Source organism: Mycobacterium sp. 2-64 (assembly GCF_035918375.1).
Classification (GTDB): Bacteria; Actinomycetota; Actinomycetes; order Mycobacteriales; family Mycobacteriaceae; genus Mycobacterium; species Mycobacterium intracellulare.
The window spans coordinates 1,223,413-1,241,942 of the sequence record NZ_CP142361.1 but is presented as its reverse complement, the minus strand read 5'-3'; the positions used below and the strand labels follow the sequence as shown (position 1 = coordinate 1,241,942).

General features: G+C 68.8%; 22 protein-coding genes. 10 read left to right on the top strand and 12 right to left on the bottom strand.

Features of this window, described 5'->3' with window-relative positions; genetic code table 11:
• Positions 1–67: 67 nt before the first annotated feature.
• Both QGN31_RS05930 and QGN31_RS05925 read left to right on the top strand, forming a co-directional pair.
• Complete coding sequence (locus QGN31_RS05930; protein ID WP_014942753.1) at positions 68–2,170, top strand: catalase; 2,103 nt, start codon at positions 68–70, stop codon at positions 2,168–2,170.
• Positions 2,171–2,242: 72 nt separating this feature from the next.
• Entirely contained in the window at positions 2,243–2,500 is a 258-nt protein-coding gene (locus tag QGN31_RS05925; protein WP_008259505.1) for a DUF7218 family protein, read from the top strand.
• On the opposite strand, the gene QGN31_RS05920 is transcribed toward QGN31_RS05925, so the two are convergent.
• Positions 2,494–3,072 carry a nucleotidyltransferase family protein gene (locus QGN31_RS05920; RefSeq protein ID WP_009957454.1) on the bottom strand — a complete coding sequence of 193 codons (579 nt, stop codon included), beginning with the start codon at positions 3,070–3,072 and terminating at the stop codon, positions 2,494–2,496. The genes QGN31_RS05925 and QGN31_RS05920 overlap by 7 nt on opposite strands.
• 203 nt (positions 3,073–3,275) lie before the next feature.
• On the opposite strand from QGN31_RS05920, the gene QGN31_RS05915 reads away from it, so the two are divergent.
• The 3 genes from QGN31_RS05915 (at position 3,276) to QGN31_RS05905 (ending at position 5,842) form a co-directional block, all read left to right on the top strand.
• A complete protein-coding gene (locus tag QGN31_RS05915) occupies positions 3,276–4,229 on the top strand; it encodes an acyl-CoA dehydrogenase (RefSeq protein WP_014942754.1) in 954 nt (317 codons plus the stop codon).
• Complete coding sequence (locus tag QGN31_RS05910; RefSeq protein ID WP_014942755.1) at positions 4,226–5,008, top strand: PIG-L deacetylase family protein; 783 nt, start codon at positions 4,226–4,228, stop codon at positions 5,006–5,008. Before QGN31_RS05915 ends, QGN31_RS05910 begins: the two co-directional genes overlap by 4 nt.
• 69 nt (positions 5,009–5,077) lie before the next feature.
• Positions 5,078–5,842, top strand: a complete 765-nt coding sequence (locus tag QGN31_RS05905; protein WP_014942756.1) for an endonuclease/exonuclease/phosphatase family protein — start codon at positions 5,078–5,080, stop codon at positions 5,840–5,842.
• Positions 5,843–5,852: 10 nt separating this feature from the next.
• Here the strand turns inward: QGN31_RS05905 and QGN31_RS05900 are convergent, their stop codons facing one another.
• Together QGN31_RS05900 and mbp1 are read right to left on the bottom strand one after the other, a co-directional pair.
• Positions 5,853–6,140 carry a DUF3349 domain-containing protein gene (locus QGN31_RS05900; RefSeq protein ID WP_043955290.1) on the bottom strand — a complete coding sequence of 96 codons (288 nt, stop codon included), beginning with the start codon at positions 6,138–6,140 and terminating at the stop codon, positions 5,853–5,855.
• A 108-nt stretch (positions 6,141–6,248) separates the two neighbouring features.
• Entirely contained in the window at positions 6,249–6,485 is a 237-nt protein-coding gene (gene mbp1, locus QGN31_RS05895) for a microaggregate-binding protein 1 (RefSeq protein WP_008259513.1), read from the bottom strand.
• A gap of 179 nt (positions 6,486–6,664) precedes the next feature.
• On the opposite strand from mbp1, the gene QGN31_RS05890 reads away from it, so the two are divergent.
• A complete protein-coding gene (locus QGN31_RS05890; RefSeq protein WP_014942758.1) occupies positions 6,665–7,468 on the top strand; it encodes an SDR family oxidoreductase in 804 nt (267 codons plus the stop codon).
• A gap of 1 nt (position 7,469) precedes the next feature.
• On the opposite strand, the gene QGN31_RS05885 is transcribed toward QGN31_RS05890, so the two are convergent.
• Genes QGN31_RS05885 through QGN31_RS05855 form a run of 7 tightly spaced genes read right to left on the bottom strand, consistent with a single transcriptional unit; the run spans position 7,470 to position 11,940 of the window.
• On the bottom strand, positions 7,470–9,212 hold the full coding sequence (locus tag QGN31_RS05885; protein WP_014942759.1) for a complex I subunit 5 family protein: 1,743 nt from the start codon (positions 9,210–9,212) through the stop codon (positions 7,470–7,472).
• A gap of 4 nt (positions 9,213–9,216) precedes the next feature.
• Positions 9,217–9,585, bottom strand: a complete 369-nt coding sequence (locus tag QGN31_RS05880; protein ID WP_014942760.1) for a Na+/H+ antiporter subunit C — start codon at positions 9,583–9,585, stop codon at positions 9,217–9,219.
• Positions 9,582–10,526, bottom strand: coding sequence for an MnhB domain-containing protein (locus tag QGN31_RS05875; protein ID WP_014942761.1), 945 nt, complete (start codon positions 10,524–10,526; stop codon positions 9,582–9,584). The genes QGN31_RS05880 and QGN31_RS05875 overlap by 4 nt, the downstream gene beginning before the upstream one ends.
• Positions 10,504–10,803, bottom strand: a complete 300-nt coding sequence (locus QGN31_RS05870; RefSeq protein ID WP_014383119.1) for a Na(+)/H(+) antiporter subunit B — start codon at positions 10,801–10,803, stop codon at positions 10,504–10,506. The genes QGN31_RS05875 and QGN31_RS05870 overlap by 23 nt, the downstream gene beginning before the upstream one ends.
• Positions 10,800–11,147, bottom strand: a complete 348-nt coding sequence (gene mnhG, locus QGN31_RS05865) for a monovalent cation/H(+) antiporter subunit G (protein ID WP_014712192.1) — start codon at positions 11,145–11,147, stop codon at positions 10,800–10,802. The genes QGN31_RS05870 and mnhG overlap by 4 nt, the downstream gene beginning before the upstream one ends.
• On the bottom strand, positions 11,144–11,404 hold the full coding sequence (locus tag QGN31_RS05860) for a monovalent cation/H+ antiporter complex subunit F (RefSeq protein ID WP_014383120.1): 261 nt from the start codon (positions 11,402–11,404) through the stop codon (positions 11,144–11,146). The genes mnhG and QGN31_RS05860 overlap by 4 nt, the downstream gene beginning before the upstream one ends.
• The gene (locus QGN31_RS05855; RefSeq protein WP_014942762.1) at positions 11,401–11,940 is read right to left on the bottom strand and encodes a Na+/H+ antiporter subunit E; all 540 of its coding nucleotides are present in this window, start codon (positions 11,938–11,940) and stop codon (positions 11,401–11,403) included. The genes QGN31_RS05860 and QGN31_RS05855 overlap by 4 nt, the downstream gene beginning before the upstream one ends.
• A gap of 324 nt (positions 11,941–12,264) precedes the next feature.
• Between QGN31_RS05855 and QGN31_RS05850 the strand changes: the two genes are divergently transcribed.
• The 3 genes from QGN31_RS05850 (at position 12,265) to QGN31_RS05840 (ending at position 15,877) form a co-directional block, all read left to right on the top strand.
• Entirely contained in the window at positions 12,265–12,663 is a 399-nt protein-coding gene (locus QGN31_RS05850; protein ID WP_008259529.1) for a heme-binding protein, read from the top strand.
• A gap of 141 nt (positions 12,664–12,804) precedes the next feature.
• Complete coding sequence (locus tag QGN31_RS05845) at positions 12,805–13,860, top strand: DNA topoisomerase IB (RefSeq protein WP_043955827.1); 1,056 nt, start codon at positions 12,805–12,807, stop codon at positions 13,858–13,860.
• 223 nt (positions 13,861–14,083) lie between these two features.
• Positions 14,084–15,877 (top strand): thiamine pyrophosphate-requiring protein, encoded by a 1,794-nt coding sequence (locus tag QGN31_RS05840; protein WP_009956826.1) that lies wholly within the window; start codon positions 14,084–14,086, stop codon positions 15,875–15,877.
• 22 nt (positions 15,878–15,899) lie between these two features.
• On the opposite strand, the gene QGN31_RS05835 is transcribed toward QGN31_RS05840, so the two are convergent.
• Both QGN31_RS05835 and QGN31_RS05830 read right to left on the bottom strand, forming a co-directional pair.
• Entirely contained in the window at positions 15,900–16,559 is a 660-nt protein-coding gene (locus QGN31_RS05835; RefSeq protein WP_008259535.1) for a UdgX family uracil-DNA binding protein, read from the bottom strand.
• Between the two features lie 67 nt (positions 16,560–16,626).
• Positions 16,627–17,184, bottom strand: coding sequence for a hemerythrin domain-containing protein (locus QGN31_RS05830; RefSeq protein WP_014942764.1), 558 nt, complete (start codon positions 17,182–17,184; stop codon positions 16,627–16,629).
• Between the two features lie 169 nt (positions 17,185–17,353).
• Here QGN31_RS05830 and QGN31_RS05825 point away from each other — a divergent pair, with 169 nt between their 5' ends.
• Positions 17,354–18,370: a sensor domain-containing protein gene (locus QGN31_RS05825; protein ID WP_014383122.1), complete on the top strand. Its 1,017-nt coding sequence runs from the start codon at positions 17,354–17,356 to the stop codon at positions 18,368–18,370.
• The last annotated feature ends 160 nt before the right edge of the window (positions 18,371–18,530 follow it).

Sequence of the window (18,530 nt, the reverse complement as noted above, 5' to 3'; positions counted from 1 at the left end):
CCCACACCGTTGAGCGGCCCATCACAGCAAATCAGTCCCGATTCCACATCAGGCAGAGAGGGAGGCCATGGCCACCGACCAGAATCCCAAGCAGCGCGACCTGGAATCCGCACGGTTCCGCCGCGACACGGGATACCTGACGACCCAGCAGGGCGTGCGCGTCGACCACACCGACGATTCGCTGTCGGTCGGTGAGCGGGGACCGACGCTGCTGGAGGACTTTCACGCCCGGGAGAAGATCACCCACTTCGACCACGAGCGTATCCCGGAGCGCGTGGTGCACGCGCGGGGCGCCGGCGCCTACGGCTATTTCGAACCGTACGACGACTCGTTGGCGCAATACACCGCGGCGAGATTCTTGACCACTCCAGGCTTGCAGACCCCGGTGTTCGTGCGATTCTCCACGGTGGCCGGCTCGCGGGGTTCGGCCGACACCGTGCGCGACGTGCGCGGCTTCGCCACCAAGTTCTACACCGAACAAGGCAATTACGACCTGGTGGGCAACAACTTCCCGGTGTTCTTCATCCAGGACGGCATCAAGTTCCCCGATTTCGTGCACGCGGTGAAACCGGAGCCGCACAACGAGATTCCGCAGGCGCAGTCGGCCCACGACACGCTCTGGGACTTCGTGGCGCTGCAGCCCGAGACGCTGCACACCATCATGTGGCTGATGTCGGACCGGGCATTGCCGCGTAGCTACCGGATGATGCAGGGCTTCGGCGTACACACCTTCCGGTTGGTAAACGACCGCGGCGAGGGCACTTTCGTGAAATTCCACTGGAAGCCGCGGCTCGGCGTGCACTCACTGATCTGGGACGAATGCCAAAAGATCGCCGGCAAAGACCCCGATTACAACCGCCGCGACCTGTGGGAGGCCATCGAGTCGGGCCAGTACCCGGAGTGGGAGCTCGGCGTCCAGCTCGTTCCCGAGGAGGACGAGTTCAGCTTCGATTTCGATCTTCTCGACGCGACGAAAATCATTCCCGAGGAACAGGTTCCGGTGCGCCCGGTTGGCAAGATGGTGCTCAACCGCAACCCGGACAACTTCTTCGCCGAGACCGAGCAGGTCGCGTTCCACACGGCGAACGTGGTGCCCGGCATCGACTTCACCAACGATCCGCTGCTGCAGTTCCGCAACTTCTCCTACCTGGACACCCAACTGATCCGGCTGGGCGGCCCCAACTTCGCCCAGCTGCCGATCAATCGGCCGGTGGCCGAGGTCCGGACCAACCAGCACGACGGCTACGGACAGCACGCGATTCCGCAGGGCCGCTCCAGCTACTACAAGAACACCATCGGCGGCGGCTGCCCAGCGCTGGCCGACGAGAACGTGTTCCGGCACTACACCCAGCGGCTCGACGGGCAGACCATGCGTAAGCGGGCCGAGTCCTTCGAGAATCACTACAGCCAGGCGCGGATGTTCTGGATGAGCATGACGCGCGTGGAGGCCGAACACATCGTCGCCGCGTTCGCTTTCGAGCTCGGCAAGGTGGAGATGCCCGAGATCCGTTCGGCGGTGGTGGCACAGCTCGCGCGGGTCGACGGCGAATTGGCCGCCCAGGTGGCCGCGAAGCTGGGGCTTCCCGCGCCGCCCGAGGAGCAGGTCGACACGGTGACCGCCTCACCGGCGCTGTCACAGGTCACCGACGCCGGCGACACCATCGAATCGCGCAAGGTCGCCGTGCTGGCCGCCAACGGCGTCGATGTTGTGGGGACACAGCGCTTCATCGAGCTGATGGGACAGCGCGGGGCCGTGGTCGAGGTGTTGGCGCCGGTGGCCGGCGGCACGCTGGAGGGCGGATCCGGCGGCGAACTGCCCGTCGACCGGTCCTTCACGACGATGGCGTCGGTGCTCTACGACGCGGTCGTGGTGGCGTGCGGGCCGCGGTCGATCGCGACGCTGTCCAACGACGGGTATGCGGTGCATTTCGTGACCGAGGCCTACAAGCACCTCAAGCCCATCGGGGCGTACGGCGCCGGCGTCGACCTGCTGCGCACCGCCGGTATCACCAACCGCCTCGCCGAGGACACCGACGTGCTCAACGACCAGTCCGTCATCACCACCAAGGCCGCCGCCGACGAGTTGCCCGATCGCTTCGTCGAGGAATTCGCCGGCGCGCTCGCCCAACACCGTTGCTGGCAACGGCGCACCGACCCGGTTCCGGCCTAGCGCCGGTGTTTTCCCCGCGGCCGGGGCGGGCATAACTGAAAAGGTGTCTCATCGTGGACAGGAGGATGGATCATGCCGCGTTCGTCGATCAAGAACGAGAAGCTGTACCAGGATCTGCGCAAGAAGGGCGACTCCAAGGAGAAGGCCGCGCGGATTTCGAATGCGGCCGCCGGCCGGGGCAAGTCCTCGGTGGGCCGCAAGGGCGGAAAGTCCGGGTCTTACCAGGACTGGACCGTTCCGGAACTGAAGAAGCGGGCCAAAGAGCTTGGCATGTCAGGCTATTCGAGCCTGACCAAGGACAAGCTGGTGGCCAAGCTGCGTAATCACTGACGCGACAGGCCGAGTCGGTCGGCCAGCACCAAGAAGGCGACCGCGTAATCGTTTTCGGCGGTCTCCGCCTCGATGCGCTGCCAGTCCAGGCGTTCACGCACCGCGCGCACGGCCGGCAACAACCGGCCGAAGTCGCAGTGATGCTCCCCCAGGGAGCGCAACTGCTGGACGAGCACCATGGTCGGGGGCAGCACCGGCATGCCGATCGCCAGGACCTCCTGCTGTTCGGCCTGATCCAGCGTCGCGGCGTCGACGGGCACGCCGTTGATGCGATGCAGGACGTCGACGAGCGTGTCGCCGGTGCGGGCCTTGAACAACCAATCCTCCGGGGGACGTTCGATGGCGAAGCCCGCATTGGTCAGGGTGGCCACCGCCGTCTCCACGTCGGCCTCGGCCACCACGAGGTCCACGTCGTGGCTGGGTTCCGGTGCGCCGTAAGCCCATAACGCATAGCTGCCGGCCAGGGCGAAGCGCGGCCCATGTTCCTTGAGCGCCGAGGCGGCGCCTCTCAGCGCCTCCCGCAACCGCGAGGCGCAGCTGGTTGCGTCGGCATGTGCGTCGAGGGGTTCCATGGTGCATTAGGTGATACCCCGCGGGCCGGACCGGCAACCTGACGACGGACGGTCGTAAGGCCGTTTAACTTGCGCGCAACGGGGAAATCGTCCGTTATGTCAACCGCGGTGCCACGTTCATACGATGCTGCGGCCGTCGTGATTTCGGCCCCCTCCCCCGACCCCATCAGGCGGGGGGGAACGCTCCCGGTGGGCGGCCCGGCGTGACGGCGGGGCTGGTCGAGCACTGGCTCGAGTCCGGACGGCTCGAGCTTCCCCTGCCCGCGTCGGGACGCACGGCCGAACGCTGGCAGCGGCTGGCGCGGCTGGCCGAGGACAACATCGTCGCGGCCAGGATCGCCGAGTCGCACGTGGATGCGGTCGCGATCCTGCACGAGTTGGGCGGCAAGCCCCCCGACCCCGGTCAGCTGTGGGGCGTGTGGGCCGCCGAAGCGCCGGACACGGCGTTGACGGCAACCGACACCGACGGCGCGTTCACCCTGAACGGCACCAGGGTCTGGTGCGCGGGCGCCGGGTTCTGCACGCATGCGCTGGTGACGGCGCGGCTCGAGGACGGGACCCAAGGCCTGTTCGCGGTGACCGTGACCGACCCCGCCGTCAAGGCCCTGCCCAGCACCTGGTGGAACGCGGGGATGGCCGGCAGCGACACCAGGCCGGTCCAGTTCACCAACGCCCAGGCCGTCGCCGTGGGTGACCCCGGGGCCTACCTGAATCGACCGGGCTTCTGGCACGGCGCAATCGGTGTCGCCGCCTGTTGGCTCGGCGGTGCACGCAGGGTCGCCGACCCGCTATACCGCTGCGCCGCAAGCCGATCCGCCGACGCGTACTCGCTGGCGCACCTGGGCGCGGTGGACGCCGCGCTGGCCGCCAGTGACGCGATGCTGGTCGAGGCCGCGGCGCAGGTCGACGCGGATCCGTTCGACCGATCCGGAACCGCGCAACTGCTGGCCCGCCGCGTCCGCACGGTCGTGGAACACGCTGTCGACGAAGCAATTACGCGCACCGGCCGGGCCCTGGGCCCCGGCCCGCTGTGCCAGGACGGACGGCACGCTCAACGGGTCGCCGACCTGAGCATCTACATCCGGCAGAGCCATGCGGAGCGGGACCTGGCCGAACTCGGGCAGCTGGCGGGCAGGCAGGCGATGAGGGCGCCGTGAAAACCGTGCCGGCGGGCAACTGCGCGTTCGCGGCCGATCCGCTGACCCACGGCGGCACACCGGTGCCGTTGTGGCTGGCCGCTTTCGCCGAAAGTCCCCTGCCGACACTGGATCTGGCGGAGTGCCGACGGCTGATCGTCGTAGCCCCGCATCCCGACGACGAAACCCTCGGCCTGGGCGCGATGGCCACGCAGCTGACCGCGCTGGGGGTTGACGTTCAGGTGGTCTCGGTCAGCGACGGCGGGGCTGCCCAGCCCGATGTGTCGGTCACGGACCGACTTCGTATGGCAACCATCCGCAGATACGAATTGGGCCGGGCGGCCAGCCTTTTGAATGTCCCCAGCCCGATCTCGCTGGGTTTTCCCGACGGTGAGCTGACCGATCACGAGGACACGCTGGCCGACACGCTGGCGGAGATCCTCGACGGTGGCGGCCCGGCGGCCTGGTGTGCGGCGACGTGGCGGGGCGACGGGCATCCCGATCACGAAGCCGCCGGGCGCGCTGCCTCCGCGGCGTGCGCCCGCACCGGCACGACACTGCTGGAATATCCGGTGCTGATGTGGCATTGGGCGCGCGTCGCCGATCCCGCGGTGCCGTGGGACCGGGCCTATTCGGTGCCGTCACCGAGTTGGGCGATGTGCCGCAAACGCCGCGCGGCGCAATGCTATCGGAGCCAACTCGAGCCCGCCGGCGGGGAATCCTCGCCCACCTTGCCGGGTTTCGTGCTTGCGCGGCTGCTCGCGGTGGGCGCCGCGATGGGGGAACTCGTATTCCGGTGACCCCCGCGCCGACCCGCGACGAAATGCCGCGGTGAGTGCCCAGGCGGCAAAGTGGGTAGGTGAAAACCTATGCGCGTGGCGACCTTCAACATCCTGCACGGCCGCACGGTCGGGGACGGTGTCGACGTTGCGCGCCTGCGCGATTGCGTGCGCCGTCTCGATCCGGACGTGCTCAGCCTGCAGGAGGTCGACTGCGATCAGCCACGCTCCGAGCGGGCCGACCTGACCGCCGCGGCGGCCGAGGCCATGGGCGCGGTCGAACACCGGTTCGTGGCGGCGATTTCGGGTACCCCGGGCGCGACCTGGATGGCCGCCACCGGCCGGGAACAACCCGGGACAGCCGCGTACGGAATCGCCCTGCTGTCCCGATACCCCGTGGCCAGTTGGCAGGTGTTGCGACTGCCCCGCATCCCGATGCGGTTTCCGATGTACCTGCCCGGCCCCAACCGGGTGATGATCGTCGACGAGGAGCCGCGGGCGGCGGTCATCGCGCAGCTGCGCACCCCGATGGGCGGGCTGACGGTGGCCAACACGCATTTGTCCTTCGTTCCGGGCTGGAACAGGCGCCAGCTGCTGCGGGTGGTTCATGACCTGCGCGGCTTCCCCGGTCCACGGCTGCTGACCGGCGACCTGAACATGACGCCGAAAACCGTTGGCCGCTGGTCGGGTATGCGGGCGTTGGCCACCGCCGAAACGTTTCCCGCCGATAACCCCAACCGCCAGCTCGATCACATCTTGACCGACGATCCCCGGCTGCGCGGCGGAGCGGTCGACGCCAGCCCCATGCCGATTTCCGATCACCGACCGCTGGTGGTCGACCTCCAGCGAGTCTGAGCCCGCGGCGTCAGCACGGGCGATCACCAACCGATTTCATGGCACCCAGGACACGCTCGATGTCGTACGTCGACGGCGCCTCGCCGGTGACCCTGATGATCTCCACTCCGACGTCGGCGCTGTCGACCGGGTGATGCTGGGGCGCAACAAGTTTGCGGGCGATGGCCATGACCTCGTCGTCGGCCACCCGTCGCGGCAACAACGCCAGCAGCGGTGCGTACCCCGTGGCCGGGGCGAGCGGCGGGCAGCCCGCACGCAGAAACGCGACAACCCTGGACACCCGAGCTTGAAGGTTCATGTTCCACCTCGCTCATCCACCGCCCGCCCGCTCCAGCGGGACACGGCAGGGATAACCGGGCGCGGCGGTTTGAAACCGGGCCCGGACCGGACCCCTCGAGCAAGCGGCTTACTGGTTTTTCTTCTGGCGCTCTTCGGCCGCGTCCGCGCCGGCCCGCGCCGACTCGGCTTCGGCTTCCTTCTTGCCCGCGTCGCGTTGGGCGTCGGCTTTGTCTTGCTGGGCCCGGCCCTCGTCGGCAAGGTCGTCACGGCCGAGCACGGCCCCGCCGACCTCCTTGGCCTTGCCCTTCACGCCCTCGACGGCGCCCTGCACCGCTTCCTGCGGCCCGCTCTTCTGGTCCCCCATGGGTCGACCTCCCTCTCGGTGGTGAGTGAGCTTGCGCTCGATGGCACCTAGGGCGTTCCCGCCGCACGCCTCGCCAAACGCCCCGCCGTCGCATCCACGCCCCACGTATCGGAGCGTCGATCGGTCGGTTTGAACGGGGTTTTACCGGGTAGTAGTACTAGCCGGCGGCGCGAAGGGGGGTGAAGGCGGTGACCACCATCGCCGTGATAGGGGCTACCGGCACGGCCGGGTCCCGCGTTGTCGCCCGGCTGAGGTCGCGCGACGTCGCGGTGGTCGAGATCTCACGCGAGCAGGGCGTCGATGTGTTCAGCGGGTTGGACCTGTGCGAGGCGCTCCAGGGGGTGGACGTCGCGATCGACGTGTCCGATCCGGTGCCGCCCGAGCCGTCCGACATCGGTCAATCTCTGGCCACCGCCTCGCACAACATCGTGGGCGCCTGTGCCATCCAGGAGGTGCATCGCCTGGTGGTGCCGACGATCGCGGGCATCGACGACCCGGAATTCGACGGCATCCCCTACTACGAAGGCAAACGGGCGGCGAAGAACATCGTGCTCGACGGCCCGGTGCCGACCACGATCGTGAAGTCCACCCAGTGGTATGAATGCGCCACCCACTGCGATGCGGTGAGCTTCGACGGTGACGAGGTGATCGTCGAGGACTGGCTGATTCAGCCGATCGCCGCCGACACCGTCGCCGACGTCCTCGTCGAGGCGGCGCTGGGACAGTCGCACACCCCGCGCACCATCACCGGCCCGCACCCCATTCGCCTGCCCGAACTGACATCGAAACTGCTTGCCCAGCAAGGCGATGGCCGGCAGGTGCGGACCGTGCGGCCCGCGGTGGCCGCGCTCGCCAACGGGGCGCTGTTGGCGTCCGGGCACGCGGTGGTCGTCGGTCCCGACGTCGACACGTGGCTGCGGACATTGGCGCCGAGCACCGACGGGCACCATGCAACCGACGGCGAAAAACCCGGCGGGGCTTAGCTCACAGCAGCAGCGCACAACTGACGACGATCATCCCGCCGGTGACGAACGCGGCGTAGTCGTTGATGCTCCCGGTGTGGACGCGCCGCAGCCACCCCAGCGATCGCGCAACGCCGTCGCGCCGCAGCGCCAGCACCAGCAGCGCCACCCCGAGGATCAGCTCGATGGCGATGGTTCCCAACGTCTTGGGTTCGAAATAGCCAAATCCCACGCCGGGGTTCGGCAGCGTGACCGCCGACCCCAGGGCGCCCGCCGCATATCCGGCCGGGTCGAGCAGCCCGGCGGTAGCGGGGCCGGCGACGTGCGCGACGAACGGGCCGGCCAGCACGCCGAAGCCCAGGCAGCACGCGCTCAACATGATCAGGCTGGCCTTCATGCCCGGCCGGAGCGGCTCCAAATGGGCGTATGCCCGGTTCCGGCGGCGGTAGAAGCCCAGGTATGCGGCGCGCCCCAGGGCGGCGACGGTCAGGACCTGCGCCAGCAGCGCACAGCCCAGCACGGCGGGCCGGTCGGACAAACCCTTGTGTATCAAGCCAAGTGAGGCATATCCGTTCAGCGGCGGCAGGCCGGCGATCGACAACACCCCGACCGTGAACGCCGCGGTCAGCAGCGGACGCCGACGCACCAGCCCGCCCATCTCGGAGAGCTTGGTCAGCCCGGTGGCGTGCACCACCGCGCCGGCGCACAGGAATATCAGCGCCTTGAACAGTCCGTGGTTGACCAGGTGATAGACCGCACCCGCGACGCCGTCCGCGGTCCTGCTCGCGAATCCCGTTGTCAGGACTCCGGTTTGGGCGACGGTGTCCCAGGCCAGCAATCGCTTGAGGTCGTCTTGCAGCAACGCCATCGCCGCGCCGACCAGCGCCGAGGCCAGGCCGAGTCCGGTCAGCAGCGCCGGCAGCGACGGCAGGTTCACGAATACCTGCAGCCTGAGACGGGCCAGCGCCACCACCCCGAGGTCGACCATCAGCGCCGAGAACAGCGCCGACACGGCGCCCGGGACGGGGGTGTGAGTGTCGGGCAGCCAGGCGTGGAACGGCACCAGGCCGGCCTTGGTCGCGAAGCCCGCCACCAGAAACGCGACCGCGAGCAGCGTCGCCCTGGTGGCACCGGTGGCGACGGCGCCGTGCAGTTGCCCGAAGTTCAGCGCCCCGCTCGCCGAGTAGAGCATCGCGCTGCCGATGAAAACCGAGAAGCCGGCGATGCTGGTGAGGACCAGGTTTTTGAAGGCGGCCTCCACCGCGATGGGGCGTTCCAGAAAGAAACCGGTCAGGCCGTAGCTGGCCAGCGCGGCCACCTCGAACCAGACGAACAGATTGACCGTGTCGGCGGTGAGCGCGGCCCCGATCAGCGCGGCCAACAGCAGCTGCACCAGGCAGGCCAGGCCACCCAGCTCTCGGCGGCCGAGGTCTCCGAGTTCGGAAAGCGCGCTGACCACCAACACGATGCCCACCCCGGCGGCCAGCGTGGCGAAGGTGAGCCCGAAAGGGTCTGCCACCAAGGCGATTCCGAGCGACGCTCCCCGCACCGGGTGTTCGTTGGACAGGAAGTGCGTCAACAGATGACCGGTACCGGCGAACACGCGCGCGGCGACGCCCAGCAGCACCGCCAGCGATGCGCTCAACGCGGTCACCGCCAACCACAGCGGCGCCCGCCGCGCCCGCCGGGCGGCCAGCGGGGCCAGCACCGCGCCGATCAGCGGGAGCACCACTGGCAACGGGAGCAGCTGCGCGGGCGTCGGCACCGGCTCAGCCCCGCAGCTCGGTCAGGTCCGCCGCGTCGACGCTGCGGTAGTGCTGGGCCACCCGGACCACCACCGTCAAGAACACCGCGGTGATGGCCACCCCGATGACCACCGCGGTGATGCAGAAGTTCTGCAGCACCGGATCGGCCACATTCCCGGCAACCAGGTCTTTTTGAGTGCGCCCGCCCGGCAGCCCGGCGAGCACCGGCGCGGTCGAGTCGTTGCGATAGGCCATCGACACCAGCAGCAGATAGGCCGAGGACTCCATCAGTGACAGGCCGAGGACGATTTTGATCAGGTTGCGGCGCGACGTCACCGCGAACAAACCGAGGCAGAACAACACCCCGGCGGCGACGTAGTTGGCGACGATCATGATTCGTCCTCGTCGGGTGTCCAGTCATGTCCCATGCCCAGCAACGCGAACACCGCGATCGTGATGCCGGTGGCCACCTCCACCAACTCGGCGGCCGAGATCACCTGCAGCGTGCCACCGGCGCGGATCGTCTGTTGGGGCGCCAGCGGAAGCCAATTGTCCAGGAATGAACCGGTCAGCCACATGCCCACCAGGCCAACCCCGACAATGGCTGCGGCACCGGCCATTTCGGCGACCTCCAGCGTCGCCGGGCGCACCGCGGCGCGCACCGCGCGGTGCCCGAGCGCCGTATAGAGCAGGACGACGCAGCCCGCCAGCACCACCCCGGCGGGAAAACCGCCGCCGGGCGTGTAGCCCCACGCGGCCAGGTAGACCCCGGCGACCGCCAGGATGACCGCGGCGACGCGCGCGCCCACTCGCACCACCACCGTCATCGCGACCGCCCGCTCCGGGGCGGGCGCGCCCAGCGCGTCGTCGTCGGCGTGCTCGGGGGCGGGCTCCGGCTCGTCGCGGCGCTCTTGGTCTTCCGCCGCACGCGCCTGTGACTCCCGCCGGTCGGGGCCTTCGTCGGGGTCGGCCTTCTCCTGCTCGGCGCGCCCGGCGCTGGCTTCGCCGACGAACTCCGATCGCGGTTCGCGGCCCCGCGAGAGCAGCAGCACCGCGACGACGGCGGCCAGCAACAAGAACGTCTCGCCGAACGTGTCGAAGGCCCGGCTGCCGTAGACCACTTCGCTGACCGCCTCGGTGGTCCCCCACCGCGGCAGCGCGATCGCCATCGCGTGTCTTGCGATGTCCGGCAACGCGTTTGAACCGTCGGGCAAGGCCGTGAAGCCGACGGCCACCACGGCGGCGAAACCGCCGACCAGCAGCCCGCCCAGCCCCGCGCGATGCCACCCGGCCTCGCGCGGGGGTCGTCGATCAGTCATCGCGGGCACCACCATCGTCGAGGGCCTCGCCCAGCTCACCCCGGTCGAAAACGTCGGTGCGAATCTTCCCGATGGCGATCAGGTACAGGACCGGCTGGGCGATCGCGCCGACCGCGACCGTGGCGAGCGCGACGTCCGGCGCGGCCATGACCACGAACAGCGCGCCCAGCACGGTGCCCATCGCCGACAGGGCCATCACCGAACCGGTGATGCTGCGCAGGAACACCACCAGCACCGCGCAGCCGACGACCAGCGCCAGGCACAGATAGTCGACCGCCCACAGCGATGTCACCGGCCCGCTCCGGGCCCCTCGGGCTGGTCGATGACCGCGCCGTGCCACATCGGCACCCCGGTCTTGTACGCCGCCCGCGCCAACGCGTGCGCGGCGATCGGATTGACCAGCAGGAGCAACACGGCGACCAGCAGCGCCCTCGAGCCGTACTCGGTGAAAGGCCCTTTGGCCACCGCCAGACCGGCCAACAGCGGTAACGCGCCGGCGGTGATTGTCTTGGAGGAACACTGGATTCGCGTGTAGACGTCGGGCATGCGCAGGATGCCGATCGCCCCGCTCAGCGAAAAGAACACTCCCACAACGCATAAGACGATCACTAGTGCGTCGGTGACGACGGAGCTCACAGCAGACCCCGCTCCAGGTACCGCGCCCACACCAGCGCGCCGAGGTAACTGAACGAGGCCAGCCACAGCGCCACGTCCAGATAAATCGCGCGGTCGGCCACGGCGGCGTAGAACAACACCACCAGCGCGCACTGCGTGGAGATGGTGTTCAGCGCGACCACGCGATCCGACACCGACGGCCCCCGCGCCAGCCGAATCAGCAGGACGCACGCCACCAGCAGCTGCGCGATGCAGACCCCCGAAAGCACGCCGCTCATCCGCTTCTCCCGCCCCGAGACCGGCTCACCGCGATCACTCGGCTCTCCAGCGGCCCGTTCACCGATTCCCGCGCCGGGCCGCGCGGCACGGCCATCGCGTGATACTGCAACAGGTGCCGGCCGCGATCGAGGTCGACGAACTGGTTGTCCACGACCAGGGACGTCAGCAGGCCCGTCGCGGCGAGTTCCCCGTCGGAGCGCGCCTGGGTCGGCGCGATGATCATGCCCGAGCGCAGCGGCCGCGACGGCGACAAGATGCGGCGCGACAGCGACAGGTTGGCGGCCACGATGCGCGCCGCACAGGCGGCCGCGAGCGCCACCAATGCGGCGAGGCGGCGCGGCGCCAACGCCGACCACGGCCCGGCGACCGGGCCCAGCGGAGCGAAAGCGAACCCGCACCCCACCGCCACCACCAGGCCGACCAGCAGGTTTTCCACTGTCGGGGTCCAGGTCAGCAGGATCCACACCGCAAAAGCCCACGCCGTCAGCGCCACCACCCGCTGCGCACGCGCCGCAATGCCCACCCCGATGCCCACCTTTCGCCCTCGTATCGCGGGGACGGTCCGGGATACCCGTCGCACGGCATGATCAACCGTCCACGGTGGGTCGCACCCCGAATAACGATTGCGTCACGATCGACATCACGATTGGTTAAGAACGGGTGCGTTCTCTTAGAAATTTGCGGACCGCTTCACGGTTCGCTTAGCAAAGACGGCCGCGAGCGCCCTCAACGGCCCAAGCGCGCCCGATCGTTCGTCGTCAGCGAACATCGCCACTGTTTGCCTCCGCTACTTTGGATTTCGAGGATCGGGAGCCTCAGTCGAAAGAAATCCATTTCGTTTCGAAGGACAACAAACATCATGAAAATCAGCAGTATTGTCGCGCGCCGCCGAGTGGCCGGAGTCAGCGCCGGCTGCCTGCTCGGGGGGATGGCCATGGGCATCGTCGGCGCGCCGTCGGCTGCCGCGGCACCCGACTGCAGCCCCGCCGGTGTGAACTCCACCGTCTCCTCGGTGCAAGGATCCGCCGAGCAGTATCTGGCTGCGCACCCCGGGGCCAACCAGGTGGTGACGGCCGCCTATGGCCAGCCGCGCCCCGAGGCCGCATCGAGCCTGCGCAGCTACTTCACCGGGCACCCGCAGGAGTACTACGACCTGCGCGGCATCCTGGCGCCGATCGGCGAGACCGAACGGCAGTGCAATGTCACCGCCCTGCCGCCGTACCTGGAGTCGGCCTACCACGAGTTCATGGCCGGCTGATCCAGCCCACGAGACGACCCGCCACGACGTTGTGGCGGGTCGTTTCCGCGTTGACTCCCGAGCACCCGTGTGAACGGCTTTGCGGGCGGGTACTTCTGGCGAATATCGGTGCGGGCGGCGAACGGGAGTGGAGGGCCGATGATGCGACTGCGTCGCAGCGTGCTGAGCAAGCCGGGAATCGCGCGCAAGCGTCGCGGAAAGGGCTTCTCCTACTACGAGCCGGGCGGCAAGCCGGTTTCCGATCCGGAAACCCTGCAGCGCATCAAGGATCTGGTCATCCCGCCGGCGTGGAAGAAGGTGTGGATCTCGCCGCATCCGAACGGCCACATCCAGGCCGTCGGCGTCGACGCCGCCGGGCGCCGGCAGTACCTCTACCACTCCGCGTGGCAGGCCGAACGCGCCGAGGAGAAGTTCGACCGGGTGCTGGAACTTTCGACGCGGCTTCCCGCGTGCCGCGCCGAGATCGCCAAAGACCTTGCGCGCCACGGCTTGACCCGCAAGCGCGTGCTGGCGCTCGCGCTGCGGCTGCTCGACCGCGGTTACTTCCGCGCCGGCGGCGAGCAATACGCCGAGGAACACGAGTCCTACGGGTTGTCCACCCTGCTATGTGAGCATGTGGTGGTCCGGCGTGACGCCGTCGAATTCGACTTTCCGGCCAAGAGCGGGGTTCGGCGCACCGTGGAAATCGAGGACCCCGACGTGGTCCGCGCGGTGCGTGCGCTGATGCGCAGGCCCGACCGCACCGAGCGATTGCTGGTGTGCCGCAACTCTTCCGGGTGGATCAATGTGCGCGCCGATGACCTCAACGCCCGATTCAAGGAGCTGGCCGGCGACGACTACACCGTCAAGGACCTGCGAACGTGGCACGGGACGGTGCTGGCGGCCGCGGCCTTCGCCGACGCCGGCCCGGCGGTATCGGGCCGGGTGGCCAAGCGCGTCGAGGCCGCCGTGATGAAAGAGGTCGCCGAGGAGCTGGGCAACACGCCCGCGGTGGCGCGCGGTTCCTACGTGGATCACCGCGTCGTCACCGGCTATGAGCAGGGTCTGACCATCGCCGCGGCGGCGCGCCGCGCCGAGCGCGCCAAATCGCCCGACCTGGCGCAGGAGATTCTGGACAAGGCCACCCGAATGCTGATCCGGCGCGTGGCCAAGGCCGACAGCGCCAACGGATCGTCCGGCCTGCGCAAGACGGCATGAACGATTCCCCACCGTCAGCTGTTAACTCGCTGTGAGTCCGCCGGCCGGACCGTGAAGGGGAATAACAACCCTCTTTGCGGGTAACCCGGCACCTGTGGGAAGTGCCAAAGCCGCCCATGCGCGGCCGCCTGCCGTAGTCACGCCTGCCTGCAGGTGGTTCAACCAACAGCCACACACGCCCACCCGCCAGCACTGAAGAACCGTCTGCCCAGGAGGGAACAACATGTCCAAACAAGAGGTCTCCGACTACCTGCTGGAACGGTTGCGGGCGTGGGGCGTCGAGCACGTGTTCGGCTACCCGGGCGACGGCATCAACGGCCTGCTCGCCGCGTGGGGCCGGGCGGACAACAAGCCCCAGTTCATTCAGTCGCGCCACGAGGAGATGAGCGCCTTCGAGGCGGTCGGCTACGCGAAGTTCACCGGCCGAGTGGGCGTCTGCGCGGCGACATCGGGCCCTGGCGCGGTCCACCTGCTCAACGGCCTTTACGACGCCAAACTCGACCATGTCCCGGTGGTGGCGATCGTCGGTCAAACCAACCGCAGCGCCATGGGCGGCAACTACCAGCAGGAGGTCGACCTGCTGAACCTGTTCAAGGACGTCGCCAGCGACTACGTCCAAATGGTCACCGTCCCCGAGCAATTGCCCAACGTGCTGGACCGCGCGATCCGCATCGCGATGACCCAGCGGGCGCCGACGGCGTTGATCATCCCCAGCGACGTCCAGGAGCTGCCGTACTCGCCGCCCGAGCACGCGTTCAAGATGGTGCCCTCCAGCCTGGGCATCGAGTACCCGGACATCGCCCCCGACGACGCCGCCATCGCGCGCGCCGCCGACGTCCTCAACGCCGGCAAGAAGGTCGCCATGCTGGTGGGCACCGGGGCGCGCGGGGCCCACGAAGAGCTGGCCGAGGTCGCCGACCTGCTCGGCGCTGGCGCGGCCAAGGCGCTGTTGGGCAAGGACGTCCTTTCGGACGAATTGCCTTGGGTCACAGGATCGATCGGGCTGCTGGGAACGCGGCCGAGCTACGAGCTGATGATGGGCTGCGACACGCTGCTCACCGTCGGATCCAGTTTCCCCTACACGCAGTTCTTGCCGCAGTTCGACCAGTGCCGGGCGGTGCAGATCGACATCGACGGGCGAATGATCGGGATGCGCTACCCGTACGAGGTCAACCTGGTCGCCGACGCGAAATCTGCACTGCGCGCACTGATTCCGCACCTGCGCCGCAAGGAGGACCGGTCGTGGCGCGAAGGCGTCGAGAAGAACGTGGCGCGCTGGTGGGAGACGATGGATAAGGAAGCCATGGTCAGCGCCGACCCGATCAACCCCATGCGGCTGTTCTCCGAGCTGTCCCCCCAGCTGCCCGAGAACGCCATCGTCACAGCCGATTCCGGCTCGTCGGCCAACTGGTACGCGCGCAACCTGCGCTTCCGCGGCAACATGCGCGGCTCGCTGTCGGGGACGCTGGCGACGATGGGCCCCGGGGTTCCCTACGGCATCGGCGCGAAATTCGGCCACCCGGACCGGCCGGTCATCGTGTTCGCGGGCGACGGCGCCATGCAGATGAACGGCATGGCCGAGCTGATCACGATCAAGCGCTACTGGAGCGAGTGGAAAGACCCCCGCCTGATCATCGCGATCCTGCACAACAACGACCTCAACCAGGTGACCTGGGAGATGCGTGCGATGGCCGGCGCCCCGAAATTCGCGGAGTCCCAAAACCTTCCTGACGTCGACTTCGCCGCGTTCGCGGCCAGCCTGGGCCTGAACGCCATGGCGATCAAGGATCCGGACGAATTATCCGACGCGTGGCGCAATGCCTTGTCGGCCGACCGCCCCACCGTGCTGGACGTCTTCACCGATCCCGACATGCCGCCCATCCCGCCGCACGCCACCTGGGAGCAGTTCAAGTCGGCCACCACCGCGGTGTTGTCCGGTGACGAGGACCGTGTGGGCTTCGTCAAGGTTGGCCTGAAAACCAAGATGCAGGAGTTCATGCCGCACAAGAAGAGCTGACCGGGCCGGGTCAGCCGAGCGACTACGCCAGCCCGGAGCGGGCGATGCGCAGGTCGTCGACGAACGACTGGTAGACCTCGTCGCGGCGGTCGCTGCGGTCGCGCAACACCGACGACGGGTGCACGGTCGCCACCACGATGGGCTCGGGCGTCCTTGCGATGTCGACGGACGCCGGGAGCTTCAGCTCCCGGCCCCGCTGCTCGGAAACCCGAAAGGTGGTGCCCAGCAACGATTGTGCGGCCGTTGCCCCCAGGCACACGATGACCTCGGGCTGCACGGCCTCGATTTCGGCGATCAGCCAGGGCCGGCAGGCGACGACCTCGGTGCGGCCGGGCTTTTGGTGGATGCGCCGTTTGCCGCCCTTGCGGGTGAACTTGAAATGCTTGACGGCGTTGGTCTGATAGGTGAGCACCGGGTCGATGCCGGCGTCTTCGAGCGCCCGGGCGAGCAGTCGGCCCGCCGGCCCGACGAACGGCTCACCGGCGCGGTCCTCCTGGTCACCGGGCTGCTCGCCCACCAACATGATCGGCGCCCCGGGATGCCCGTTGCCGAACACGGTTTGGGTGGCATCTTCGAAAAGCGCACAGCCGTGGCATGTTTCGGCCGCGCTGCGCAGCGCGTCGATGTCCCGCTCCTCGGGGAGATAGCGGTCGGCGCCGGGGGCCTTCGCGGTGGCTGTCATGAGAATGTGGCGGCGTGGGTACCCCCGCTCCCCCACCGAGCGGGGGTACCCAGCCTCGGGTGGCTCGTCAGCCCTTGCCCACGATGGCGTCGCGGGCACGGTCGAGCATCGCGGCGAACGGGCCCGCGGCCAGGTTGGCCACCTGTGATTCCACACCGGCGTGGGGCCGGGTGGGCGCGATGGCTTCGGCGAGCTGCGCGGCGCGGCCCATCCGTTCCAGCTCGTCGGCGCTCAATTCCTCGCCCAGCTTGGCGAATTCGTCGCGCTCCTCGTGCTCGGCGTGGTCGATCACCGCGTCGCGCAGCTTGGTCAACTCGCGGGTGAATTCCTCGCTGTCGACGTCGAGCTTTTCCAGCCGCTGCAGCACGGTCTTGGCCTCGTGCTCTTCGTGCAGCCGCTTGTCGACCACGGTGGTGCCATTGGCGATCTTGCGCTTGGCCCGCGGGTGAACGATTTCCTCCTCCGCGGTCTCGTGCACGGCGAGCAGCCGCCGAAGCTCGACGAAGGCCTTCTCCCGTGCTTCTCCGGACGCCGCCAGGGTGTCGGCGAACATCGCCTTGATCTGCTCGTGCTGACTGACGAGAAAGTCGACCACGTCGGTGGGCGACGTGATGGCGCGTGCCATGGTGTCCCTCCCATCTCCCTTGGTTCGACGCGCAGGGCTGTTGCGCGCTCACCGAAGCGGCTACCCGGCGAAATCGGCCATCAAACGGGTGTGGGCGCGCCCGGGTGGGGTATGTGTCCCTGGTCGTGGGCTACATTTCGGGCAGGTTCGGCCGCGAAGGAGGCACGGCGTGACCAACCCCCAGGACCCGTATTGGCAGAACCCGCTGAGTTACGACCCACTCGGCCGGGTCCCCCCGATCGAGCCGATGGAGCCGATCGAACCGCCGGCGGAACCGCCCGGGATCCCGCCGCCGCCCGCACCCCCGCCGTACCGCCCGGCCGTCAACACCCTCGCGACGCTGTCACTGGTGTTCGCGTTCGTGTTCGCTCCCGCCGGAGCGGTTCTGGGGCACCTCGGGTTGGCGCGGATCCGGCGCACCGGCGAACTCGGCCGCGACCGCGCCCTGGTCGGGGTGACGCTGTCGTACGTGTTCATCCTGTTGGCGGTCGTCGCGCTGGCCGGATGGGCGACGCTGGGCGGGTCCACGTCGTCGCACCGGACGGCCCACGACGCGACCACGTCGGCCGGACCGCCGCCCCCGACCGTCCCACCGGACACGATCACCACGCTGCTGCCCGGATTGGACGCGCTGCGGAACATCACCTCCGACGCGAACCTCGAGGTCGGTCCGACGTGGAACAGCCCCGGCCGCTCGGCGCAGGACGGCAGCATCGACCGCCCGGAATGCTGGGGAAGCATCGCCGCGGGCAGCCCGGACGCCTACACCCCGGGCTCCTTCACCGGGTATCACGCCGGCGAATTCACCGACACGCGCAGCATGTTCAAGTCGATCCAAGTCATCCAGGGCGTGGCGGCTTTCCGCGATCCGGCCGGGGCGCAGTCCCAACTGGACACGCTGCTGTCCGGATGGCGCCAGTGCGGCGGCTCGACCGTCACCGTGACGGCTTCGGGTGGGCAGCCGATCAAGATGGCGGTGAGCGCTCCCGCCGACGCCGGCAACGGCATCACCACATTGGACTTGACGCCCAAGGGAATACAGGTGCGCTCGGCGCGAGCGGTCGCGGCCAAGGCCAACGTCGTCCTCGACCTGAACGTGTCGGCCAGCGGCACCACGGACAGCGAGCGCCCGCGGCTGGCCGCGGTCACCATCGCCAACTACATCCTCGGCAAGATCCCGGGCTGAGCGGCAGGCAAGGTCAACTGTTCACGCGTGGCGACCCGCCGCGCTTGCGATCGCCACCGGCTCACGCGCGGCGACCCGCCGCGCCCGGCTCCGCCGCGCTTGCGATCGCCACCGGCTCACGCGCGGCGACCCGCCGCGCCCGGCTCCGCCGCGCTTGCGA